The organism is Taishania pollutisoli (genome assembly GCF_014518315.1).
In the GTDB taxonomy this organism is placed as follows: domain Bacteria; phylum Bacteroidota; class Bacteroidia; order Flavobacteriales_D; family Crocinitomicaceae; genus Taishania; species Taishania pollutisoli.
The window spans coordinates 1-24,437 of record NZ_JACVEL010000014.1; the positions used below are offsets into that span (position 1 = coordinate 1).

Genomic DNA, 24,437 nt, shown 5'->3' on the forward strand with positions numbered 1-24,437 from the left:
GATATGTGTGGTGACAGACAGCATAAACAGGTACAGTATAAACAAACTGCTTCTCCGGACAGTAAACAGCTGGAAGTGACAACATTTTTTCTTTTTCATAAGTGTATGTATTTAAGTGATTACCGCTTTGACGGAGAATAAACCTAAGAGAGGCAGTGAAGTAATCCGGCTGGTCGTTGAGAAGTGGAAACCAACTGAATGGCTGCCGGTCACCGGAATAGTTTGTCATAAAGCAAAGAATACTCTCCGGTACAAATATAATGAAAAAATAACTAATGTGTGAAATAAATGTGTAAAAATGTGAATTTTTATTGTTTTTGATTTACGATTGTGTATCTTTTGTTGGTGAACGTGTAAGGAATATAGCCCTTGAGGGGATATTTCTTTTCAAACGTAGTGTGATCCTTTCACATTTTTTTTAGTTTTGTTAACAATAGCCTTTTTACAGGATGGAATGAAATATACATGCTTACTTATTGGACTGATTTTTACGTATACTGCTTATTCTCAAGGTTGGATTCCGGTAGGTTCACGTTCGAATGCACTGGCAAACGCGTCGGTAACGATTGCAGATGCCTGGGCGTATCATCACAATCCCGGCGCATTGGGAGAATTGACGGAAGCAACAGTCGGGGTGAGTTATGAAAACCGGTTTTTACTGAAAGAATTTCAAAGCCAGGGTGTTGCCTATGCACAGCCGTTGAAATATGGAGTGATTTCCGTCGGAGCGCAGTTTTATGGATATAAACAATTTCGCACCCAGCGGATAGGAGCAGGATACAGCCTGCGGTTGGCCAATCGCTTTTTTGCAGGAATACAGCTGAATTACCAGGGGTTGCAGCTGAATGAGAATTATGGAAACCGGCATGGGATTACAGCCGAAGCCGGACTTCAGGCATTGCTTACAGACCACTGGCGTTTGGGTTTCAGTGTGATGAACATCGGAAGAGCTAAACTGAATGAGTACCAGGATGAACGCTTTTCAACCAATTTCCGGCTGGGAATGAGTTACAACCTTTCAGACAAGGTGCTGTTCTTAATCGAAGCGTCAAAAACAATTATCAACCGCGCCCGTTTTAAAGCAGCCGTAGAGTACCAGGCGGTTAAAAATTTCTATGTACGGGCGGGAGTAGCCGGAGCACCGATCGAGTTTTCATTCGGACTGGGATACAAATGGAAAGTCATTGCCATCGATGCGGGATCGTCCTACCAGCAAATCCTGGGGTGGTCACCCAATTTCTCACTGACATATAGTGCCAACAAGAAAAAAGAACAATGAATCGTCTGTTGCTCATACTGGTCTGGTTCACGATCATTGCTCCTGTATTCGGACAAGAGAAAGAGTCCATTGTGCAGCAACGAATTGAATTTATTTCAGAGCAACTGGAATCGGAAGACATTGACCTGACGGATGTTATCCAGACGTTGTATTACCGCCTGGAAACACCGCTGAATCTCAATACCGCGGACAAAGAAAACCTTCGGGAACTCAATCTGCTGACGGATATCCAGATCAATGACTTGCTATTGCACCGGGAACGATTCGGAAAGTTGATTTCTATTTATGAACTGCAAAGTCTAAAATACTGGGACCTGGAAACTATTTTTTTGGTACTTCCCTTTGTGAAAGTTGACGACCGGTTGGAGCAGTTGCACGTTTCGTTCAAAGAAGCCATTAAGCGAGGTGATTTTGAGTGGTACGCGCGCTATCAGCGTACCTTGGAGCAGAAAAAAGGATATACGGCTCCAAATGATTCGGTGTTGAACAGCAATAATTCGTATTACCACGGAAATGCAGATAAATATTACACCCGGTTTCGCTATGCGTACCGGACAAATCTGAGTCTGGGTTTTACAGCAGAAAAAGACCCGGGAGAACAATTTTTCAAAGGGGCACAAAAAAACGGGTTTGACTTTTATTCGGTTCACGCCTTTTACCGTGGTGGAAAATACGTGCGTGCTGTGGCATTGGGAGATTACCAGATCCAAATCGGGCAGGGGCTGAACCTGTGGTCGGGCTATGCCTTTGGAAAAACAGCAGATGCCGTAAATGTGAAAAAAAGCGCCAATTCACTCAAACCGTATACATCCGTCGATGAGGTGCGGTTTCTGCGTGGTGCTGCGGTAGATCTGGGGTACAAAAATTTTCAATTGACACTATTCGGCTCCGTTAAAAAAGTCGATGGTGCCATGCAATCTACGGATACATTGGCGGTGGACGATCTGGATTATGATGTGGGAACAGAATATGTCTCCAGTATAAATCTTACCGGTTTTCACCGAACCAATTCAGAGATTGCGCGGAAGGGAACATTGACGGAAACCATCTACGGAGGAAACCTGCGCTATGAAAAACGCAACCTGCACATTGGAATTGCCGGAGTGAATTGGGGATACAACAGGGATTTCAACAAACCGGTATTGCCATATAACCAGTTTGATTTCAGAGGAAAGAATACAACGTCCGTTTCGGCAGATTACAGCTATGTGATCCGCAATTTTCACTTTTTCGGAGAAGCCAGTTACGTGACGCATTCCAACAGCTGGGCGAATATCCATGGGGTATTGTTCTCACTCGACTCACGGGCTACGATGACACTCGTGTACCGGAATTACCAACGGGGATATGAAACCTTTTACAATGCTGCATTCGCAGAATCAGGGAGAATGGCCAACAACGAACGGGGAATCTATGCCGGGTTGAACGTAAACATCACCAAGTCATGGTCGCTCAATACGTATTTTGATTTGTTTGAATTCCCGTGGTTAAAATACCTCGTCGACCAACCGAGCCACGGACACGAATTATTGATCCAACCAACGTACAGGCCTTCCCGGAACCTGGAAATTTATGCCCGTTTCCGACAACAGTTACGGCAAAAAAACAGCAGGTATACGGATGGAACCGTTACACAGATTGAAGACGTGTACCAGCGAAATTACCGGATCAATGTCGCGTATAAGATTTCAGATGACTTTACAATTAAGAGCAGGATTGAATACGTAACAATCAATCGTCCGAGCAGTAAACCGGAAGATGGTATTCTATTCACTCAGGACTTGTTATACAAACCGAAAAAACTTCCGTTTGATGTCACACTGAGGTATGCACTTTTTGATACGGACAGCTATGATTCCCGGTTGTATTCCTTTGAAGCGAATGCCTTGTATGTGTTCTCTATTCCTGCGTATTATTACCAGGGAAGCAGGGCGTATGCATTGATCCGGCTTACCCTGTTCCGAAAAATGGATGTATGGGTGCGTTACGGAATTTTCTTGTACAACAATCAAAAGACCTTAGGCTCAGGACCTGAGTTGATTAATAAAAACCAAAAGTCGGACCTGACTGTTCAGTTGCGGTTGAAGTTTTAATAACCTGTTAAAATGCGTTCCCGTTTTAAAAAAGATGTTACTTTTGCACACGAGTAGTTAAGTTTATCATTTGCAAGTGCAAGCACCGGTACAGTAAGAAATGAAGTTGGTTAAATTCATATTCCTGATCTTTATTATTGTCGCTTCAGTGTTTACAACACATGGAAATGAAGAAACGGGCACTATCTATTCCCTCGAAAATTTACTGGATGAAACGGAAACACGTGTTCACCCGTTGCATGAAGATCTCGGAGACAGTTTTGCATTTATTAAAAATTCACGCAGAGGAAATAGTTCTACCAATCAGGAAACCCTCCAGAATGAACCGTTTTATTTTTTGTTTTCAGGTGTTACCTGTAAGCAGAAAATAAAAAAATATTCCATTTTTAACCCCTGTATTGATGTGTGTCAAAGCGGTGAGATTTCCTTTCTCCATCGCTTTCAGCTGTATTGATTGATTCAATACGTTTTTAATGCATCGACCCCCGTGGTCATTTATTAGGGAATTCAGTTTTTTAATCAATTTATTTTTTAATGAAATCAATACATCTCGTTTTGGTTGCCGCATTGTTATTTTTAATTGCTTCATGCGGTGATAACAATAATTCCGGTAACACCGGAACAATCAAAAAATTACCTGTTTTTAAGGTTGAAAAAAAGGATACAATCGTGTCCAATAAGTTTGTCGCCGATATTCAGGCGAAAAAGAACATTGAAATCCATGCGCGGATTGCCGGATTAATGGATCGTGTGTTTGTCAATGAAGGGCAACACGTGAAGAAAGGACAGACACTCTTCAAATTGAGTGACATCGAATTACAGATTGAGTTGCTGAAAGCAAAAGCGACACTGAAAACAACACAGGCAGACCTGAGAATGGCTGCTGTGGAATTGAAACAAATGCAGACATTGTTTGACAAGAAAGTGATTGCTGACAATGAACTGGAACTTGCAAAAGCCAAATACGAAGCGGCAGAAGCAAAAGTGGCATACGCAACGGCTGAGAAGAATGCCATTGAACAGCAGATCAGCTTTACAACGATTGTAGCCCCGTTTGACGGGGTAATCGACCGGATTCCGCTGAAAGAAGGAAGCCTGGTGCAAAACGGTTCTCTTCTTACAACTGTCTCCGAGTTGGATGAAATCTTTGCTTACTTTTCCATCCCTGAAAACATTTACTTTCAGTTGATCTCAGACAATAAACTGGGAGCTCACCGGGATATTGAACTCGTACTTCCGAACGGGGCGAAATACAACCACAAAGGTGTACTGGAAACGGCAGAAGGAGAAATTGACAAATACACCGGTTCGATCCAATTCAAAGCAAAATTCAGCAACCCGGAAGGATTGATCAAACACGGAACATCCGGAAAACTGATCATTTCAGAAAATAAGCCGAAAGCGTTGATCATCCCGCAAAAATCGGTATTCTCTATACAGGATAAACGCTTTGTTTTCCTGGTCAATAAAGACAATACCGTTAAAATGAAAAAAGTGGTCATCGGCGGAACATTGGAAGATGCGTATATCATCGATTCAGGATTGAACGAACACGATGTCATTGTGAAAGAAGGGACACAATCGCTTCGGGACGGAGAAAAAATTCAACCTAAAAAATCAAAAAGTACAAACCAGTAAAATGGTTGTTTAACGATTAAATCACGATCTTATGGTAGAATTATTTATCAGACGCAAAGTCTTGTCGCTGGTGATTTCCCTCTTTTTATTATTGTTGGGAATCCTGGCCATGTTCCAGTTACCGATTACTCAATTCCCGGACATCGTTCCCCCGTCGGTTATCGTACAGGCAAAATACACGGGAGCCAATGCCGAAGTATCAGCCAATGCGGTCGCACTGCCATTGGAACGAGCCATTAATGGTGTGCCGGGAATGACATATATGTCCACCGTTACCTCCAATGACGGGCTCACGATGATCCAGATTTTCTTCGAGGTGGGTACCGATCCGGACCTGGCGGCGGTGAATGTCCAAAACCGTGTCACAACCGTGTTGGATGAATTACCGGAAGAAGTAATCCGTGCCGGTGTAACAACTGAAAAAGAAGTAAACAGTATGTTGATGTACCTGAACATTGTCAGCACGGATGATGAACAGGATGAACAGTTCATTTTTAATTTTACGGACATCAATATTCTGCAGGAACTCAAGCGGATTGAAGGAGTAGGACGTGCCGAAATCATGGGGCAAAAAGAATACTCCATGCGCGTCTGGCTCGATCCTGAAAAAATGGTTGCTTATTCCATCTCGGCCAATGAAGTTATAGAAGCATTGCAAAAACAAAACATCGCAGCAGCTCCCGGGAAAGTAGGAGAAGGTTCGGGAAAAATTAACAGTGAACTGCAATATGTAATCAAGTATACCGGGAAGTTTTACGAGCCCGAGCAATATGCCGAAGTGGCACTCCGTTCCAATGCGGACGGAACAATTCTGAAATTAAAAGACATTGCAGAAATTGAATTCGGAGCAATGAGCTACGGAATGGTTTCCAAAACAGACGGACGACCTTCCGCTTCGATCATGATGAAACAACGTCCGGGATCAAATGCCTCGGAAGTAATTCAGAATGTAAAAGACAAAATGGAGGAACTGAAAGCAACTTCTTTCCCTCCTGGAATGGATTACAACCTGGCGTATGACGTTTCCCGTTTTCTGGATGCATCCATTCACGAAGTACTCAAAACCCTCATCGAAGCATTTCTCCTGGTGGGATTGGTCGTCTTTATCTTTTTGCAGGACTGGCGTTCGACACTCATTCCTGTACTGGCAGTTCCGGTGGCGTTGATCGGTACATTTACCTTCATGTCCATGCTGGGCTTCTCCATCAACTTACTGACCTTGTTTGCCATGGTATTGGCGATCGGAATTGTGGTCGATAATGCGATTGTCGTCGTGGAGGCCGTCCACGTGAAGATGGTGGAAGAACACATGGCACCGCTGGAAGCGACCATCAGCGCGACAAAAGAAATTGCCGGAGCCGTTATCGCGATTACCATTGTCATGTCAGCAGTATTTATTCCTGTGGCTTTCCTGAGCGGTCCGGTAGGGGTATTCTATCGTCAGTTCTCCCTGACATTGGCGATCAGTATTGTCATTTCGGGGATCAACGCGTTAACCCTGACACCTGCATTGTGTGCCATTATTCTTAAACCACATGACCATACCGCTAAAAAAGGAGTAATGGGCAGGTTCTTTGATAAGTTTAACAACTGGTTTGAACGTGTAACCGGAAAGTATACGAACATGCTCTCGAAGTTTGCCAGTCGTACATCCGTTACATTGGGGATTCTGTTTCTCTTCATTTTCCTGACGTGGGGTACAAGCTCGATTCTGCCATCCGGGTTTATTCCGATGGAAGACCAGGGAATTTTGTATGTAAATGTAACAACACCGCAAGGGGCAACTGTTGAACGTACGGAAAAAGTGCTGGACGAGGTGGCAAGTCATGCCGCAAAAATTGAAGGGTTTGAAAACGTGACGACGCTGGCAGGATATAGTATTGTGACAGAAATTGCAGGCGCTTCTTACGGAATGGGAATGATTAACCTGAAAAACTGGAGTGAACGGGATATTTCTGTGGATGAATTCATCGCGAAGTTGTCCGAAAAAACAGAAGACATCGCCGATGCGGAAATAGAAGTATTTGCGCCGCCGACAGTTCCTGGATTTGGAAACACCAGCGGTTTTGAATTGCGTTTGCTCGACAAATCGGGAGGAACCATTGAGAACACGGATGAGGTCACAAAGAAATTCATTGCCGATCTGAACGCCGCTCCGGAATTGAAAAACTCCTTCACAACCTTTGATGCGACCTTCCCGCAGTACATGATTCACATCGATTACGACATGGCGGCAAAGAAAGGTGTATCTGTTGACAATGCGATGTCGACCCTGCAGACCATGCTCGGATCGTATTATGCAACCAATTTCATTCGTTTTACCCAGATGTACCGGGTAATGGTACAGGCAGGCCCTGAATTCCGGCGGAATCCGGAAAGTATCCTGGATCTGTACCTGAAAAATGATGCCGGAGAAATGGTGCCGTTTTCTACATTTATGCGCATTGAGCGGGTATATGGCCCGGAGGTGTTGACGCGGTACAACATGTACATGTCAGCGATGATCAACGGGGAACCGGAAGCAGGATACAGTTCGGGAGATGCCATCAAGGCAGTGGAACGGATCGCGGCGAAAACACTCCCGAGAGGATTTAGTGTGGAATGGTCGGGGATGACACGGGAAGAAATCTTATCAGGAAACCAAACCAGTTATATTTTCGGGTTGTGTTTGCTGTTTGTGTACCTGTTGCTGGCGGCGCAATACGAGAGTTTCTTATTGCCGTTCCCGGTACTCCTCAGCTTGCCGATCGGGATCTTCGGGTCGTATTTTGCGCTGGTACTTGCCGGACTGGACAACAACATCTATGCACAGGTGGCCCTTGTGATGCTGATCGGGTTGTTGGCCAAGAATGCTATCCTGATTGTGGAATTTGCGATCGCCAGAAACAAAGAAGGATATGGAATTGTGGAAGCTGCAATTGAAGGGGCACGGCAACGATTCCGGCCAATCTTAATGACTTCGTTTGCATTTGTTGCCGGGTTGATACCACTGTGTCTGGCAGCGGGAGCAGGAGCGACAGGAAACCGATCCATCGGAATGGCAGCAGCAGGAGGAATGCTGATCGGAACCGTTTTCGGAATTATAGTGATCCCGGGATTGTACATCCTTTTTGCAAAAATGGGATCTGAAAAAGAACAGAAACAGGAGAACATACACCATGAAGAATAAAATTACCGGCCTGCTTGTGATTGTGCTGATCTCAGCATGTGCCGCACCAAAAGATATTGATAAAAGCAATGTAAAACCGTTGCCTGAATCATTCGGAAATACAACAGCAGCACAAACCGGGGCATTTGTTCCGATTACGCTGACAACGTATTTCAATGACCCGGAGCTGATCGCTTTATTTGAAAAAGTGGTGCAGGCCAACCCGGATTACCAGATCCTGCAACAGCGTGTACAGATTGCAAATGCGCATTTGAAACAATCCAAACGGGCCATGTTGCCGACAGTCGATGCGTTGGTCAATGCTTCCGGAACAAAATTCGGGAAATACACCATGGAAGGGGTCGGGAACTTTGATACCAACCTGTCTGCCAATATCGAGGAGAATCAAAAAATCCGGACAGACATCACGCCCAATTATTTCATCGGTGTACAAACATCCTGGGAAGTGGACATCTGGGGGCGACTCCGCAATAAAAAGAAAGCGGCAAAAGAACGTTACCTGGCATCATTTGAAGGATTCAGACTGGTCCGGAATCAATTGTTCACAGACGTCGCCGATCTGTATTATGAATTGATTGCCCTCGACAAGAAAATGATCATTTACGAGGAGAATTACGCAGTACAGCAAAAAGCATTTGAAATCATTCTGGCTGAACGTTCCGCAGGAAAATCAACGGAGCTGGCGGTACAGCAATTCGGAGCGCAGACAAAAAAACTGCTGGCGGAAATCGAACAGTTGAAACTGGATATCATTGCTACCGAAAAAGCCTTGCTGACGTTGACAGGAGAGTATGGAGGAACGATTTCCAGAGGAGGTAATTTTATTACCAATCACCTGCAGATTTTAAATCAAACAATGGATGTTGATTCGGTTATCCATCAGCGTCCGGATGTGGCTGAAAGTTATTACGAATTGTTGGCAACCAATGCCGATGCACGTTCCGCGAGAGCCGCTTTTTTCCCGAAACTGCAAATCGGTGGAGGAATTGGAATGAATGCATTTTCCATGCAAACGTTTTTTAATCCCGGGTCACTGGCCTGGCAGATTCTGGGAGGATTGACGGCACCTGTTTTCAACCAGGGACAATTGAAACGCGATTATTTCATTTCCAAACGCAACCAGGAAATCGCTTTTTATTCTTACCAGAAAAATGTAACCTCTGCGTTCAATGAATTAAGTTTGTTGCTGACGCAGGTAGGAGTGTATCAGGACATTTTGAAAATAAAAGCGGAGGAAGTTGCTTACCTGGACAGAGCGGTGAGTGTTTCCAATGATTTATACCTGACAGGATATGCAAATTACCTGGAAATCATTAATTCGCAAAAACACAAACTGCAGGCAGAATTGGATTATGTGGATTATCAGCAGCGCAATGCACGCACATTGATCACATTGTACAAAGCATTGGGGGGAGAGATGGAGTAGTGTAGCGGAATACCCCGATTGAAAAGGTCAGATGGCAATGCTGTCTGGCCTTTTTGTTTGCGTTCGGTTATTGATAGATTTAGAAAACAAATAGAGAGTAAGAAGAAAACTAATAACTTCCCAGGTACCTTCTGAAGAACCATTCTGCAAACAAGGTCAGCACAAGGAACAGGAAGAGTAAGAAGTATTCGATCAGTTCGTTGAACGAAGATTCCTGGTAGCTTACCGAATTAAAATCATCCCGTGCTTTTATCGCCTGAATGATTTTTTGACTGTTTTTCAGCACATCGAATTGCCCGCCTGTTTTTTCCGCCAGTTGTTTCAGAAGATTGTGGTTCGCGCTGTTGTCTGCTTGTTCCAGAAACAATGGTTTCACGACAAATTCTCCTTTTTTCTCGTGGTATTTCCCGTTGATGGAAGTATAGGCCTTCCAGGAATATTTACCGGCATCTAATTTTCCTACATCCAGTTTGTATCCCGTTCCCGAAACACCGAATTGTAATTTGGATTCCTTCCCGTTTTCGGAAGTCAGTACAAAGTGTACTTCAGCTGTTGTAATCGGGTCTAAAGACGCGTTCAGTACCGTAGCGTTGATCGTAATGCTTTCGTTCGGTGTGAATTGTTTCGGGAGAACAACACGGAACGGATCCGTATTTTGTTTTACCATCAGGTATTGCCCTGTTTTAGAAATCAATTCATCAAAAGCAGCAACAGCGCCCGTACGTGCATATTCCGTCAGTTTCCATTTCCAGATTCCTTCTCCGTAAATAAACCCGTATTTGAATGCATGCCCCGATGTTGATTTACTCCCGGCAAAAAAGATATTGGCTTCTTTTTTTACAACAGGCCCGACGCGTTGATAGGAAAGCACTGATGCATCTTTGGGAATCCGGAAATTTCCGAATTTCGCTTTGAGTGGAGGGTAATACGTAAAGGCCTTTTGGAGTTCCGTGCTATATTCAAATGCATTAAATCCTGTATTCAAACTTCCTTCATAATCATCCAGGTTATTTCCCGCGGGAATTTCCACGCCGATTTCAAGCTGATAGATGGAGGAAGCATTGGATTGAGATCCGACGATAAACAGTTTTGAAATACCGTTGTTCATGATGGCTTGCTGGATATCCCGGGTTGCATTCAACCCCGGTTCATGCCAGACGATGAGGTCCACGTTTTTGAGGTCCCTGTTCCAGTCGGCCAACAGTTTGAATTCAACTTCCAGGTTCTGGTCTTTTTCCCACACCGATTTGAGTGACGCGATGTCCGGGTGAGGAGCAGCAGACAACAGTAGTACCTTGCTTCTTGAATCGATAACTTCCACATAAATCGTACGCGCATTGTTTTCATAATTGTATTCATTGTCTTTGTGACTCAATTTGACAACATACTGCTGAATTCCCGGTGTACTCGCGTTGAGGAGAAACGAGACTTGTTCATAGTCACTGGCTCCGTCCTTGAACTGGATGGTTTGTGAAGCAATTTTTTTCCCGTTGGATTCAATGGAGACTTCCGTACTGATTTTTCCCATTTTGATGCCTTCAATGTCAATGGCAACAGGGAAATCGTTCTTCAGAAAAGCCACGTCATTGTGGGAAACGTGTTTGATCAACTGATCCCGCTTGGTAATGGTATCTCCCACACCCAGGGTATAAATCGAAGACGTATTGTATTTTTCCGCTGCGTATACGGGATTTGACCCTGTATTGTAATTTCCGTCGGAAATCAATAAAACACCGGCCAGGTTCCGGTTGTAAAATTCACTTTTGGTTGTTTCAAATGCAGTTGTCAAATTGGTATTTCCTGCTTTGAATGAAACATCACCTTGCAGCAATTCCGGAATTCCTGAAAAGGAATAAGGAATGACATCAAATGTTTCCCCGAGTTCCGTATGGATGGATTCCAGTAGTGTTTTCACCTGCTTCGGAACAGCGGATGAATCCGAATAATTCAACATGGAAGCGCTGTCATCTACTCCGACAACCAGAATTGGCTTTTCTTTTTTGTAGTTGAACGCCTGGAAAATGATCCCGAACAGCAGCAGTGCCAGCAGAAACAGGGAAAGGCTTCTCAGCGTGACGAAGGCAATTCTCCAACGGGAAGACAGTTCTTTTACCCAACTGTTTGATTTGCGTGAATACATCCAGGAAGCAAGTACAACTGCTAACCCTGCTATCGGAATCAACCACCACAGTGATATATCGGAACTGAATCTCATTTGACCACGAAAATACAAAAGTAATGGCAAACAAGAAGTCAAAGACAGCAAAATAGTTCGTGGGAATAAAAAAATAGCGGAGCACCATAGCCGTGTCTCCGCTCATGTGTAATCAGTACTTTTTTCCGGTTATTCCGACCGCTTGATCAGTTTGCTTTGTGCCGATCCTTTATCTGTTTGGATCAGCAGGTGATAATAACCGTCTGCCAGGTGTTGAATATTCAGCACATTCGTATTCATATCAACAGGAATTTCTTTTCCCGTCAGGTCAAACATCTTGACTGAAATCAGGTTGCTTTCTGTTGAAATGGTCACTTGATTCGTTGCCGGATTCGGATAGATGATCAGAGATAAATTACTGAGATTCTCAACGGATAGATAAATTCCGACTCCTCCGGCATAAACAGTACATCCGTTTTCTCCGGTTGTATAACAGTCATAAAATCCACTCTGGAAAGAAGACAAAATCAGTGAATCATTCGTTTCTCCCGGAAGATCTACCCCGTTTAAGGTCCATTGATACACCGCATTAGAGGAGGTAGTGGACAGCGTCAGGTAATCACCGGAAACCGTAATCGGATCGATGCTTTCAACCGTTTCCTGTGTTAAAATCAAGGTGTCGGAATGAACACCGCAGCCAAATTCATTGTAGACGATTGCAAAGACTTCTCCGGGCGTGTATTGCTGGTTGACCAGTGTTGTGCTTCCGTTTGACCAGAGTACGGAGGCGATGGAATCTGTCGCTTGTACCTCAATAAGATTGGGACCGACACACAGTACCGTATCTCCATCGATGGTGGCTGAGAACTCTTGATTTTGAAGAATCGCAGCAGCGTCAATCAAACCGTACCCATAGGCATTGTTGGGTAAGGGGCCGGTATAAGTATTGGAGAAAGAATACTGCTGAAGCGCATCCAGGAATGTTTGATAGTTTCCTTTTTCACATCGTTCGAGAAACAACGCGGCAATTCCGGCTACTACCGGGCTGGACATGGATGTTCCCCCATTTCCCAGGTGCCACCCGCCGGAATCCATTTTCGGATAATTGGCAGGTTCCGCAAAATACCAGAGTGGGCCTGCGGACAGCATAACATCGCCTGAAGCGGCAACATCCGGTTTGATGACATTGTGTCTGTTGGGACCTTTACTGGAGCCCGGGCTTAACTTCCCGACAGGTGTTGTCTCGTTGGGGTAATAATAACCGCCGGCGTAGTTGGCAAAGCGACTTCTGTTACGTGTATTGCCGACAGAAACAACTTTGGGAGAACAATTCCAGTTCGAAACGATGGTTTGCTGAGCATCCGGTAAATGATAGTTCACAATACTTGGAAACGCAGCAGAAGAAGGAAGTACCTCGACAATTTTATTATACCCCAATCCGGTCCCCGACCACAGATCGTATTTTCCCGATCCGCGCGTATAAAATCCATACAGGTAATTAGTTGTATCTACATTTCTGAACAGTACCTGCATGTGGAAATTGGCTCCTTCCTGAGATGTATAGATTTCAAGCGTCGCAATGCGATCGCCGTTTGCGTTGCGTAAAGTGTCAAAAACAGGTACTCCCAGTGACGCTGTTGCCGGTCTGAACACTAACTGTGCGCGTGTTTGGTAGTTCGCGGCAGGATTTACAGCCTTAAAAGAGTAAGAATAAGTTGCCTGGTCCATATCGGAATACAAGTCAAAAAAGATTTTGTTGGGACCAAAAGAAGAGTTCGGATTGTTCTCAAACCAGGTAAAGGTCGTGTCGTTCGTAACAATCCCCTGGCAGTGGTAATTCCCGATTCCGCCGGAGTTACCACATGCCGCCACAACAATTCTTCCTGCTTTTTCATCCAACAGGTTATTGATTCTGACTGCCGCAGGATCTCTGCCGTCGTGACTTCCCAGGTACGAACCGACACTCAGGTTAACAATCGCCCGTTTTCCCAGTGTATCCGCCACTTTAAAAATATAGTCACAGGCATCGGCTACCGTCAGTGACCAGTTGGGTAATGAAAAGTTTGTTTTCACCATGATAATATCCGATTCGGGAGCCGCCCCCTGGTTGTAACCGACAGCCCTTCCGTTTCCTGAACCGGCTCCGGCAACAGTGCTTCCATGTGCACTGTCGTCCGTACTGGTACAGAGTCCTGCGTTGATTTGCGTGCTGTCCCAGATAATTCCGTAACCGTAAGGAGATAAGGTTCCCCCGGAAGAAACCGAATGATCCCAGATCCGGAGTATGCGCGTTTTCCCGTTCGCATCTTTAAAATCGGGATGTTGTATTTCAATCCCGGTGTCAACGTACCCGACAATGACATCTTTACCTTTATATGGCATGGAAAGACCTGTGCCATTGTGTACCGCATCAATGTTGTGATGCGCCCGCATCGAATCATTCAATAAATGAGGAGGCGCATATTCAATGTAGTAATCGGGAAGTTCTCCGTTTTTATAAGCTTCGCTGACTTCAATGGCTGTTGCGGAGAAGTAAATCCAAAAAGGGTTCTCGCGCACGGTGTTCCATTTGTTTTTTCGAATGGCAGTTTTATAAACCTCCTGGTTCGGAAGGCAAAAGGTAGTGGTCAACCGTAGCTGCTCATCACTTAATTGATTGTAACCAAATGCCCCTGATTGAGCATGAGAAGCTGTTGCAACGACCAGAAGTAACAGCGTGAAAAAAAGCCGGTTTACCATTTATCAGTATTTTGAACCAAATATGCTAAAATTAATGCATTATGACAAAAAATAATAGCAATCGTCGACAATTTTTTGCAACTTTGAGCAGTTTAAAAAGATTTTATATAACCGATAGTATGAAGAAAAGAATCATTCAATTAAGTCTTGCTGTTTTTGCGTTGGGAATTACCAATGTGTTGAATGCGCAAGCGGTTAAAAAAGAAGTTGTTGACTGGTACAACGGAAAAAACGGTATGCAGACGGAGCAAGCTTATAAATTGCTGAAAAAACGCCAGTCCGAAACGGTTGTAGTTGCAATTATTGACTCCGGGATAGACATCGAACACGAAGATTTGAAAGGAAAAATCTGGGTGAATGAAAAAGAAATTCCGGGTAACGGAATTGACGACGATGGAAACGGATACATCGACGATATCCACGGATGGAACTTCCTGGGGAATGCAAAAGGAGAAAACCAGAATTATGCACGTTTGGAAAGAACGCGTATCCTGGCTCAATTGTCCCCGAAATATGCAACTGTTGATGAAGGATCAGTAAGTGACGCGGACAAAAAAGAATACGAACTGTACAAACAAGTACGTGACGAGGTTGCTGCTGAACGGGCAGAATACGAACCATACATGGCGCAAATGGATCAGTTGGCAGGATTGATTGAACAAGTACCTACAATGGTTGGAGGAATGATCGGTAAAACAAATTATACGGAGAAAGATCTGAATAAGTGGAAACCGACAGACCCGCAGGGGATGCAATTGAAGCAATTGGCGCTGGCTATTTCTTCAGGACGTCTGACAAAAGAAGTGTTGGAAAAACAAAAGGACCAGATCAACCAGATGTTGAACTACAACCTGAATGTTGACTACGATGATCGCTCATTGATCGGTGACAATCCGAATAACATGAAGGATGTGAAATACGGAAACAATGATGTGGAAGGACCGGATGCATTGCACGGAACTCACGTTGGTGGTATCGTAGGATCCATTCGCGGAAATAAACTGGGAGGTGACGGAGTTGCTGAAAATGTAAAACTGATGTCGCTGCGTGCTGTTCCTAACGGAGATGAATTTGACAAAGACATCGCATTGGCAATTCGTTATGCAGTGGATAACGGAGCGAAAGTGATCAACATGTCGTTCGGAAAATCCTATTCTCCATTGGCAAAAGACGTATACGATGCATTGGCGTATGCTGATTCAAAAGGTGTATTGTTGGTACATGCAGCAGGAAATGATGCGAAGGATGTAGATGTTGAACCGAACTTCCCGACTTCTATGTATGAATTCCAAAACAAAAAACTGGATCATTACCTGACAATCGGAGCTTCCACACGTTATGCAACTGTAAAAGGACAAGCATACGGAGATTTGGCCGCATCGTTTTCGAACTACGGACAAAAAGGAGTAGATGTATTTGCTCCGGGACTTGAGATTTACAATGCTGTTCCTCAAAGTGAATACATGGAATTGCAGGGAACGTCAATGGCAGCGCCGATGGTAACGGGAGCAGCAGCATTATTACGTTCGTATTTCCCTAAATTGTCGATGAAAGAGATCAAAGATATTTTGTTGACAACAGCAACAAGCTACAAAGGATCGCAGCAAACAAAACCGGGAGAAGAAACTCCGGTTGATTTCGGAACCTTGTCAGTAACAGGTGGTGTGATTAACCTTCCTGCGGCTGTAAAAGCAGCGATTGCACTGGAAGCAACGAAATAATTAGATAAAAAAACATAAATGTGAAAGGGATGCTCCAATGAGGCATCCCTTTTTTGCTTGGATGCTGTAGGACTATTTAATTTCATACAGCGTTTCGAGAAATTTACAGCTAACGTTTTGCAGCTACAAGAAGTTGGCGATTACGAAGCACAAAACTGTCTGCCACCACTGAACTTGATAGGAAGCCCAAAACTTTATTTAACCACTGAACCGCCAATTTCTTGTAGGTGCTGTTATAGCCAGTGGTTATTGTCCTCCGTCCTTGCAAACCATTGTCAATACTACGTTTTGCTGTCTTTGTCGTGTCGGGTTGTGCGGTTGCGTATTTTTTATTTTCAGAAGGGAGAGAAGATTTTTTTAATTCAATTTTGTCAGCGTGGGACAGACACACTCTTTGTCAAGCTTTGGTCTGTGCGTTGGCTTGTGCGGCTTGGCAATGTGTGTGGCTGTTGGGCTGGCTATTCATTGTTCTTCCTTTGTCATTATTTATAGTTGACCTCCAACTCCTTTAAACTTCTCTACAAACGAAACTAACTTTTGAAAAACGTTTTGCTTCTTGGTCAAATACTGAGGATTTAAAGGACTCATTTTCGGCAATAGTGCATTCAATTCTGTTCCGTTTTCGCTTGCATATTCTCGCTTCAAGGAATTTGTTATGTAACGCTTCGCTGCTTCTTCATTTAGATTTTCTTCTGTGATTAATTCCAGTGCTTCCACTTTCTGTTTGTTTTGAGCAAATACAAAAAATGAATCTATCACATTCGCTTTGTCTTGAAGCGTGTCAAGGTCAGTCTCATTGATGAAGTCAACAACCAAACTCTCTTTTGCTCTATTACCAACACTTGCACGAATAACTCTGCGTATTTCAGTAATCAAAGTGTGTTTGTCTTTTGTTTTCTTGTTGTGCTCAAAAATCAATTCAAGAATGTAGTCAAGGTTTATCTCTTGCGATTTGAGCAAGTCAACTTCAAATACAACATCGTCCCAGTCTATCGTAGATTCTTCTGACGCTGCACCACTTTTTTCTCGTCTTAACCAGTCACGAATATCATTGTAGGTTGAACGGTAATCCTGAACAGTCCTTTCTTTGAGCAACTCAATTTTTTGCATTGCTGTTATGTCCTTATCTGTTACAAAATGAGTTTTTTTAAATTCTTCAACTGCTTCTGGATCATTGATGTCAATTGCTTGAAGTGCTTTAAGGTGGTTAAACTCATCGTAGTTCTGTAGTATGTTTTCTACTCTCAAATATTCTCCGAATAGTTTTGCAAATTCCTTTTTGTCCTTCTCTTTTGCAATTTCATCTGGGTTAGGGAATTTCTCATTTAACTCTTTTACTACTTCAAGATAACCTCTCCGTGCTTCACTTGTAACAATGTCCGTAAAGCCTTCCAAATATTCTTTGTAACTCTTTTCAAGAACCACATTCTTTGTGTTACTGTCTCCGAAAAGCGTAATAGCGTCAACAGTTGCTTTTTCTAAGTCACGGAATGTTACAATGTTTCCAAAAGTTTTTGTCGCATCATAAATCCTGTTTGTTCGTGAAAAGGCTTGAATTAATCCGTGATAACGCAAATTCTTGTCAACAAACAATGTATTAAGCGTTGGAGCGTCAAAACCAGTTAAGAACATTCCGACAACAATAATTAAGTCAATTTCTTTGTTCTTAACACGTTTGGCAAGGTCACGATAATAATTCTGAAACTCATTGCTGTCAACACCATAACTGGTTCTGAACATGGCGTTATAGTCATTGATAGCTTTGGTTAAAAATTCTTTAGCAGTAATATCCATTGCAGAAGGCTCAAAAGTCTCGTCAACTATTTCGCCTATTGCACTCTGTTCTTCATTTGCAGCAAAGGAAAAGATTGTTGCAATTTTTAATGGCTTGTCGCTATCTTTTTGCAAGTTGTTTAATTCCTCATAATAACATTTGGCAGCATCAACACTGCTTACGGCAAACATGGCATTAAAGCCTTTGTTGCTTCCTTGGTTTCTATGTGTTTTTATTCTGAAATTCTGTAAAATGTATTGAGATACTTCTGTGATGCGTTTAGGATGAAGCAAAGCTTTTTTATTTTCTGCCGCACTTAATTTTTTCTCATCTTGTTCTTGCTCTATATTCTTAAATTGTGGACGGACATCATTATAATCTACTTTAAACTTCAATACCTTTTCATCTCTAATAGCATCTGTAATTACATATGAATGCAGTTCACGACCGAAAACACTTGCCGTGGTTTCAGAACCTAAAGCATTTTGTACGAAGATTGGTGTTCCTGTAAAACCGAACTGATAGAACTTTTTAAACTTCTTTTTCAGATTCTTTTGGGCTTCACCAAACTGAGAACGGTGGCACTCGTCAAAAATAAAAACAACTTGCTTTAGATAAATCGCTAAATCACTTTCACTCTTCATGAGGTTATTTAGCTTTTGTATGGTGGTAACAATAATCTTATTGTCGTCTTTTTCAATATTTCGTTTTAAACCCGCTGTACTTTCCGAACCATTCACACTATCGGGAGAGAATCGCTGATATTCCTTCATAGTTTGATAGTCTAAATCTTTACGGTCAACTACAAAAAACACTTTATCAATAAACTCCAATTGCGTGGCTAACCGCGCTGCTTTGAAACTTGTAAGGGTTTTGCCCGAACCTGTTGTATGCCAAACATATCCGCCACTTTCTGGATTCGACCAATTTTTACCTTGAAAGGAACTCTCTATTTTCCACAACATTCTTTCTGTGGCTGCAATTTGATACGGTCGCATAATTAAAAGTGTATCACTTGTATCAAAAACCGAATAGGTGAGTAACACATTTAAGAATACTCTTTTTTCAAAAAACGTTGTCGTAAAATCTTTCAGGTCTTTAATAAGCGTATTGTCAGCTTTCGTCCAATTCATCGTAAAGTCAAAGCTGTTCTTATCACGCTTTATGGTGTTAGCAAAGTAACGGGTATCAGTACCATTGGATATAACAAAAACCTGAACGTATTTAAAGAGGGAGTTATTACTGTTAAAACTTTCCTTTGAATATCTGTGAACTTGATTAAACGCTTCTCGAATAGCAACACCACGTTTTTTTAATTCAACCTGAACCAATGGCAAACCATTTACTAAAATGGTTACATCATAGCGATTTGCATGAGTGCCTTTCTGCTCAAATTGTGAAATTACCTGTACCTTATTTCGTGTGATATTCTTTTTATCTACTAAGTAGATGTTTTGGATATGACCATCATCAAAAACAAAATCATAGATATAGTTGTCGTGTATTTTTCTGGTTTTCTCAACAAGGTTATCGCTTGGCTTGTCTAAATATTCTTCCACAAAACGAGACCATTCTCCATCCGAAAATTCCATATTGTTAAGCGATTGCAGTTGTGCTCTCACATTCGCCAACATCGCTTCTATCGTGTTTAAGTCTTTAGGATTTTCATAGCCTTGATTAATCAGGTCTTGAATAAATTCCTTTTCCAATGCTGCCTCTGTTTGATAAACAGCAGGTGCTTCATTCACCTCAAAATGTTTGGTGAATTTATCCAACACAATGAAGTTGTTTGATTCTGCTATGGTTTTATACTGTGACATTTTGTGCTTCTTTCCAATAATTATAATTGTCCGTAAGATGCTTCAATAAAAAAGCTACGGTTTGCTTTTCTGGTTCTGTTGGTTCTGCAACTACCTCATTTGATAAGGTGGAATGACTTGTAAACTGAATAACACGATTGTAATATGTTTGCTTGTCATCGGGTAATAATTCTGACCATCTTGGATAACCTAAGAAATTTGCCGTTTTCTCATAAAGATTTCTTAGAAGTGTAAAGTGGTACTTCTGTATTGCATTATTGTCTATGGCGTCCTGAATGATCTGTTTTAGAAATAGGTGATATGAAAAACTTTTATTTGAGTCACCTTTCTTTTCAATCAGTTCAAAAGTTCCGTCATTAAGTTTATTAAGAATATACCCTGACTTTAGCCCTAATTCATTATAGAGAACATTGTAGAAAAGCGGGCTATGTGTTGAAATGATAAATTTCAATCCAGTAGATTTCTTTATGATTAGAGCCAAGTTAACAGCCAGTTCAATCAAATGATTATCGTCCAATGAACTTACAGGGTCGTCAATAAAAACATACTTTAAATCATTGAACTTATCTGTTGAACGGTTTTCAGGTTCGGGAATATTTAATTGCTCAACCACTTGTTCAAGCAAACTATAAAATACACACCAAATCAAGTTGCTTTCCTCTGCCTTTGAAATTTTAATATTAGGGATGCTTTCCTGATTGCCACCTTCTATTGAGAACGTAATTTCAGAATAAGCCTTTACAGTAATGTCTCTGTCATTCTCATCCTTGATTGTATATTCCTCATTAAAACGAGGCGTTACTTTATCACTAGTAAAGTGCTGAAAATTTGAAATGATGTTGCCGTCAAGTCCTTGGTCTTTCAAGAACTCAAGAACCATATTTGTAAATCCGTTGGGGCGAATAAGTAATTTTCTGTTTACATCAGCATCCAAATCATTGTCCCAATAAAAAAGGTCTTCCGTAAATGCGTTGTAATAGAGAACTTTTATGCCTGTTTCTTCTTCAACTTCTTCATCTTTAGGAGCAACTAAAAGTCTGAACTCACGAGACAGCCTTGTTTTGCCTGTGCCGTTAAATGCATAGATTAACTGAGCTTTATTAACAGCATCTCTAAGTGTTTCAGATATTTGTATTAACGACTGTCCCATGTTATGATTCTATATTATTCTTAGGAAAGGTTAGTAATAAATCACGGTAGTATTCGTATTGCTTTTTCCTTAACTCAATTTCTTTCGGCAGACCTTCGCTAATTGAAGTAGTGAGTATGTCGAATTTATCAAGGATGGTAACAATACGTTCTTGTTCCTCAGGTGAAGGAACTGGGATTAAAACCTTTTCTAAACCTTTGGCATTGATGGCGGATATTTTTCCCGATGAAATATGTTTTTTTATTTGGTCGTGGAATTGTTTAGTACGTGTAAAATATGCTACGTATTTAGGGTTTAATGGACTTCTGAAAGAAAAGCATGCATCGTGAATTACAACGCCCTTATCACCTAACCAAGCCGTTCCTAATCCAATGTCCTCAATGGTTTCACCAGCAGCTACAATAACAACATCACCATTTTCAGCAACTCGTAGATTTTTTCTTTCTACCAATTCCTCACTTAGAAATGACTTGCTTTTGTTTGCCCAAGTACCATAATAAGTGTACATCTCACCATAATGAATGCAGGGTACACCATCTGCAAGCATATCTTCTCTTACAAACCTTTTTCCTCTTTGAAACTCACCAATTACGCCAAGTGGTTCTCTGTTAGTACCCACTTCATTAAAACTATACAACTGCTCCCGGTAGAAGGTATATTGCTTTTTACGAGCTGTAAGCTCCGCTGTAAGCTCCGCTGTAAGCTCCGCTGTAAGCTCCGCAAATCTGTCAAGTATATGAACAATTTTATTTTGGATATCCAGTGATTTCTTTGGATTATCTGGACACGGAATAGGTATTTCTAATTTTTCCTTTAAATTATTTGAACTTAAATTAGGCTGTGCTCCGCCTCCAGCAAGAACATATAAAAAATCAGATTTAGTTAGAAGATAATGATATAAAAAGCGATTATTAAGTATTTCTTTGTTAGGTATAAATTTGCCTACACGTTGATTTAAGTAGGCTTTTTCGTTAAAGTTGTAATACCCAATTTTACCAGTGGTAGCACCTGACATGGCTATAAGTATATCTCCTTTTTCAACTTCGTAATTAAGCGGGTTACCTGAACTATAGTCAACGGGGTCAAAATACTTTACATTCGACAAGTCAACATTAGTACCATTAATATTTGTAATTCTAATAATTGGTAAACCTGTTTCTTTAAACAAACTACTCTTAAATGCAAAGCCGTTTTGAAAATCGCATACTTCACCCAAAGCTTTCCATTCAACTTCGATTCCTTCTATTAACTTATCAAAGTAACTCATGCCTCAATTTCTTTTATTATTTTATCAATGTCAGCACGAAGTATATTTATCCTCGCCACAGTTTTTGAAACCTCACTGTTCAATTCAACTATATCAAATTTTTCTCTGTGGTCTTTTGTTTCAACATAAGAGCTTACCGAGAGGTTATAATCATTTACTGCAATTTTCGAATTATCTATAGTCTTAGCTACATATTCAATATCCTCTTTGCTATCAAAAATTTCCATAATCCTTTCAATGTGTTTATCAGTAAGCACATTGTTGTTGGTGACTTTCTTAAAGAAGTCTTCACCACTGGCATCTATAAACTGCGTTTTGTTTTCGGATTTATGTTTCGAGAGGACAAGGATTGTAACAGCTATTGGAGTTCCATAGAATAAGTTAGGAGCAAGTGAAATAATTGTCTCAACGAAATTATTATCTACTAAATATTTTCTGATTTTCTGTTCTGCACCGCCACGGTAAAAGATGCCTGGGAAACAAACAATTGCTGCTCTGCCTTTACTAGATAGATAACTAAGGGCATGAAGTACAAAAGCAAAGTCTGCTTTCGATTTTGGAGCCAAAACACCGGCAGGAGCAAAACGGTCATCATTAATCAGCGTTGGGTCATCGTCACCAATCCATTTTATAGAGTAAGGAGGATTAGAAACAATGGCATCAAAAGGTTTTTCATCGCCATAATGTGGGTCAATGAGTGTATTGCCAAGGGCAATATTAAACTTATCGTAGTTGATGTTGTGTAAAAACATGTTCATACGGGCAAGGTTGTAAGTGGTGTGGTTTACTTCTTGCCCATAAAAACCTTCTTCAATAATATGATCGTCGAAATGTTTTTTCGCTTGCAAAAGCAAAGAGCCTGAACCTGCTGCAGGGTCGTAAATCTTGTTTACTTTGTCTTGCTTGTGCATTGCCAATTGTGCAATGAGTTTTGATACATGAACAGGTGTGAAAAACTCGCCACCTGATTTTCCTGCGTTGGCTGCATAATTTCCAATTAGAAACTCATACGCATCTCCAAAGAGTTCTATTTCATTTTCTTCAAATTTGCCGAAATTCAGTTCTTCTACGCCTTTAATAACGGAAGCTAAGCGTAAGTTTTTGCTTTCAACTGTATTCCCAAGTCGTGTGCTTGTAGTGTCAAAATCGGCAAACAATCCTTTTATATCTGGTTCAGATGGATAACCATTTGCAGAACTTTCAATAGCGTCAAAAATCGCTTTTAAGTCAGTGTTCAGATTAGGGTTGGTGTTTGCTATTTTAGCAACATTCACAAAAAGTTGGCTCGGGTAAATGAAGTAACCTTTTGTTTTTATCGCATCGTCTTTTATTTCGGGTGTAATGTCTTTGTCTGGATAGTTTGCATAGTTTACATTTTCATCACCACCTTCAATGTAATTTGTGAAGTTTTCGCTAATGAAGCGATAGAACAGCGTACCTAAGACAAACTGTTTAAAGTCCCATCCATCCACTGAGCCACGAACATCGTTGGCTATTTTCCATATTTTGGCTTGCAATTCTTGTCGTTGTGCTATGCTTGTCATTTTTTCTCTTTTATTAAGTCTTGTGGTTTAACACCGAGTATTTTGGCAATTTCAAAAAGCACTTCAAGTCTTGGCTGTTGTCGGTTTTGCACATAGCCGTTCACCATGTTGTAGCTTTTCCCTAGTTGTTCAGCCAACCAAGTCTGTTTAACTCCTTTTTCTGCCAACACTTCCTTTATTCTGTTCATGTCATTTTGAAATGTGTCCGCAAAGATAGATTTATTATTTTAACTATCTCGTTTTTCAATATAAAAACTGTTTGAATTATTGTCAGTCTGTTTGTCGGTGCGTTGGCAAAACCAAATGTGCCATTTGTGCGTTGGCAATAAAATTGAATTAAAAAAATATGCGGTGGGGAAAATAAAAAATACATAAGGGTCGGCTTACTCGCTGTCTGTTTGTAATATGTTCTGTATGTTGTTCACCTGTCAAAATGGTTTGTCCTTGTGTTACTGTTTAAATTTTGGTCGGTCGTTTGCCGTTGGAACGGTCGTCATACCATTGGCTATAACTTATAAATATGCGTAACAAATAATTACTTGTAATCAATTATTATCAGTTTTCTTATTGATTTACAGGGTGATTACATAATTCCTGTTTACGCGCTCACAAAACTACTAATCCCAATCGAAATTAAAATACGTATTTATACGCGATTGCCG

14 protein-coding genes are annotated in these 24,437 nt (G+C 41.5%); 7 read left to right on the forward strand and 7 right to left on the reverse strand.

What is annotated here, in order from left to right:
- Positions 1-454 precede the first annotated feature (454 nt).
- From H9Y05_RS14630 to H9Y05_RS14655, 6 genes are all read left to right on the forward strand, one after another.
- Positions 455-1,279 (forward strand): PorV/PorQ family protein, encoded by an 825-nt coding sequence (locus tag H9Y05_RS14630; RefSeq protein WP_216714713.1) that lies wholly within the window; start codon positions 455-457, stop codon positions 1,277-1,279.
- Positions 1,276-3,372 carry a hypothetical protein gene (locus H9Y05_RS14635; RefSeq protein WP_216714714.1) on the forward strand — a complete coding sequence of 699 codons (2,097 nt, stop codon included), beginning with the start codon at positions 1,276-1,278 and terminating at the stop codon, positions 3,370-3,372. The genes H9Y05_RS14630 and H9Y05_RS14635 overlap by 4 nt, the downstream gene beginning before the upstream one ends.
- Before the next feature lie 100 nt (positions 3,373-3,472).
- Complete coding sequence (locus H9Y05_RS14640; protein WP_163492844.1) at positions 3,473-3,826, forward strand: hypothetical protein; 354 nt, start codon at positions 3,473-3,475, stop codon at positions 3,824-3,826.
- A gap of 80 nt (positions 3,827-3,906) precedes the next feature.
- Positions 3,907-5,010 (forward strand): efflux RND transporter periplasmic adaptor subunit, encoded by a 1,104-nt coding sequence (locus H9Y05_RS14645; protein WP_163492845.1) that lies wholly within the window; start codon positions 3,907-3,909, stop codon positions 5,008-5,010.
- 31 nt (positions 5,011-5,041) lie between these two features.
- Positions 5,042-8,179 (forward strand): efflux RND transporter permease subunit, encoded by a 3,138-nt coding sequence (locus H9Y05_RS14650; RefSeq protein ID WP_216714715.1) that lies wholly within the window; start codon positions 5,042-5,044, stop codon positions 8,177-8,179.
- The gene (locus tag H9Y05_RS14655; RefSeq protein ID WP_216714716.1) at positions 8,169-9,605 is read left to right on the forward strand and encodes a TolC family protein; all 1,437 of its coding nucleotides are present in this window, start codon (positions 8,169-8,171) and stop codon (positions 9,603-9,605) included. Before H9Y05_RS14650 ends, H9Y05_RS14655 begins: the two co-directional genes overlap by 11 nt.
- A gap of 109 nt (positions 9,606-9,714) precedes the next feature.
- Here the strand turns inward: H9Y05_RS14655 and H9Y05_RS14660 are convergent, their stop codons facing one another.
- Both H9Y05_RS14660 and H9Y05_RS14665 read right to left on the reverse strand, forming a co-directional pair.
- Positions 9,715-11,820 carry a VWA domain-containing protein gene (locus H9Y05_RS14660; RefSeq protein ID WP_163492848.1) on the reverse strand — a complete coding sequence of 702 codons (2,106 nt, stop codon included), beginning with the start codon at positions 11,818-11,820 and terminating at the stop codon, positions 9,715-9,717.
- Positions 11,821-11,949: 129 nt separating this feature from the next.
- A complete protein-coding gene (locus tag H9Y05_RS14665; RefSeq protein WP_216714717.1) occupies positions 11,950-14,499 on the reverse strand; it encodes a S8/S53 family peptidase in 2,550 nt (849 codons plus the stop codon).
- Between the two features lie 119 nt (positions 14,500-14,618).
- On the opposite strand from H9Y05_RS14665, the gene H9Y05_RS14670 reads away from it, so the two are divergent.
- Positions 14,619-16,220 (forward strand): S8 family peptidase, encoded by a 1,602-nt coding sequence (locus tag H9Y05_RS14670; protein WP_216714718.1) that lies wholly within the window; start codon positions 14,619-14,621, stop codon positions 16,218-16,220.
- A gap of 486 nt (positions 16,221-16,706) precedes the next feature.
- Here the strand turns inward: H9Y05_RS14670 and H9Y05_RS14675 are convergent, their stop codons facing one another.
- The 5 genes from H9Y05_RS14675 to H9Y05_RS14695 are packed head-to-tail and all read right to left on the reverse strand — an operon-like array spanning position 16,707 to position 23,963.
- Positions 16,707-19,814: an HsdR family type I site-specific deoxyribonuclease gene (locus tag H9Y05_RS14675; RefSeq protein WP_216714719.1), complete on the reverse strand. Its 3,108-nt coding sequence runs from the start codon at positions 19,812-19,814 to the stop codon at positions 16,707-16,709.
- Positions 19,801-20,964, reverse strand: coding sequence for an ATP-binding protein (locus tag H9Y05_RS14680; RefSeq protein ID WP_216714720.1), 1,164 nt, complete (start codon positions 20,962-20,964; stop codon positions 19,801-19,803). Before H9Y05_RS14680 ends, H9Y05_RS14675 begins: the two co-directional genes overlap by 14 nt.
- A 1-nt stretch (position 20,965) precedes the next feature.
- Complete coding sequence (locus H9Y05_RS14685) at positions 20,966-22,231, reverse strand: restriction endonuclease subunit S (RefSeq protein ID WP_216714721.1); 1,266 nt, start codon at positions 22,229-22,231, stop codon at positions 20,966-20,968.
- Positions 22,228-23,775: a type I restriction-modification system subunit M gene (locus H9Y05_RS14690; protein ID WP_216714722.1), complete on the reverse strand. Its 1,548-nt coding sequence runs from the start codon at positions 23,773-23,775 to the stop codon at positions 22,228-22,230. Before H9Y05_RS14690 ends, H9Y05_RS14685 begins: the two co-directional genes overlap by 4 nt.
- Positions 23,772-23,963, reverse strand: a complete 192-nt coding sequence (locus H9Y05_RS14695; protein WP_216714723.1) for a helix-turn-helix transcriptional regulator — start codon at positions 23,961-23,963, stop codon at positions 23,772-23,774. Before H9Y05_RS14695 ends, H9Y05_RS14690 begins: the two co-directional genes overlap by 4 nt.
- Between the last annotated feature and the right edge of the window lie 474 nt (positions 23,964-24,437).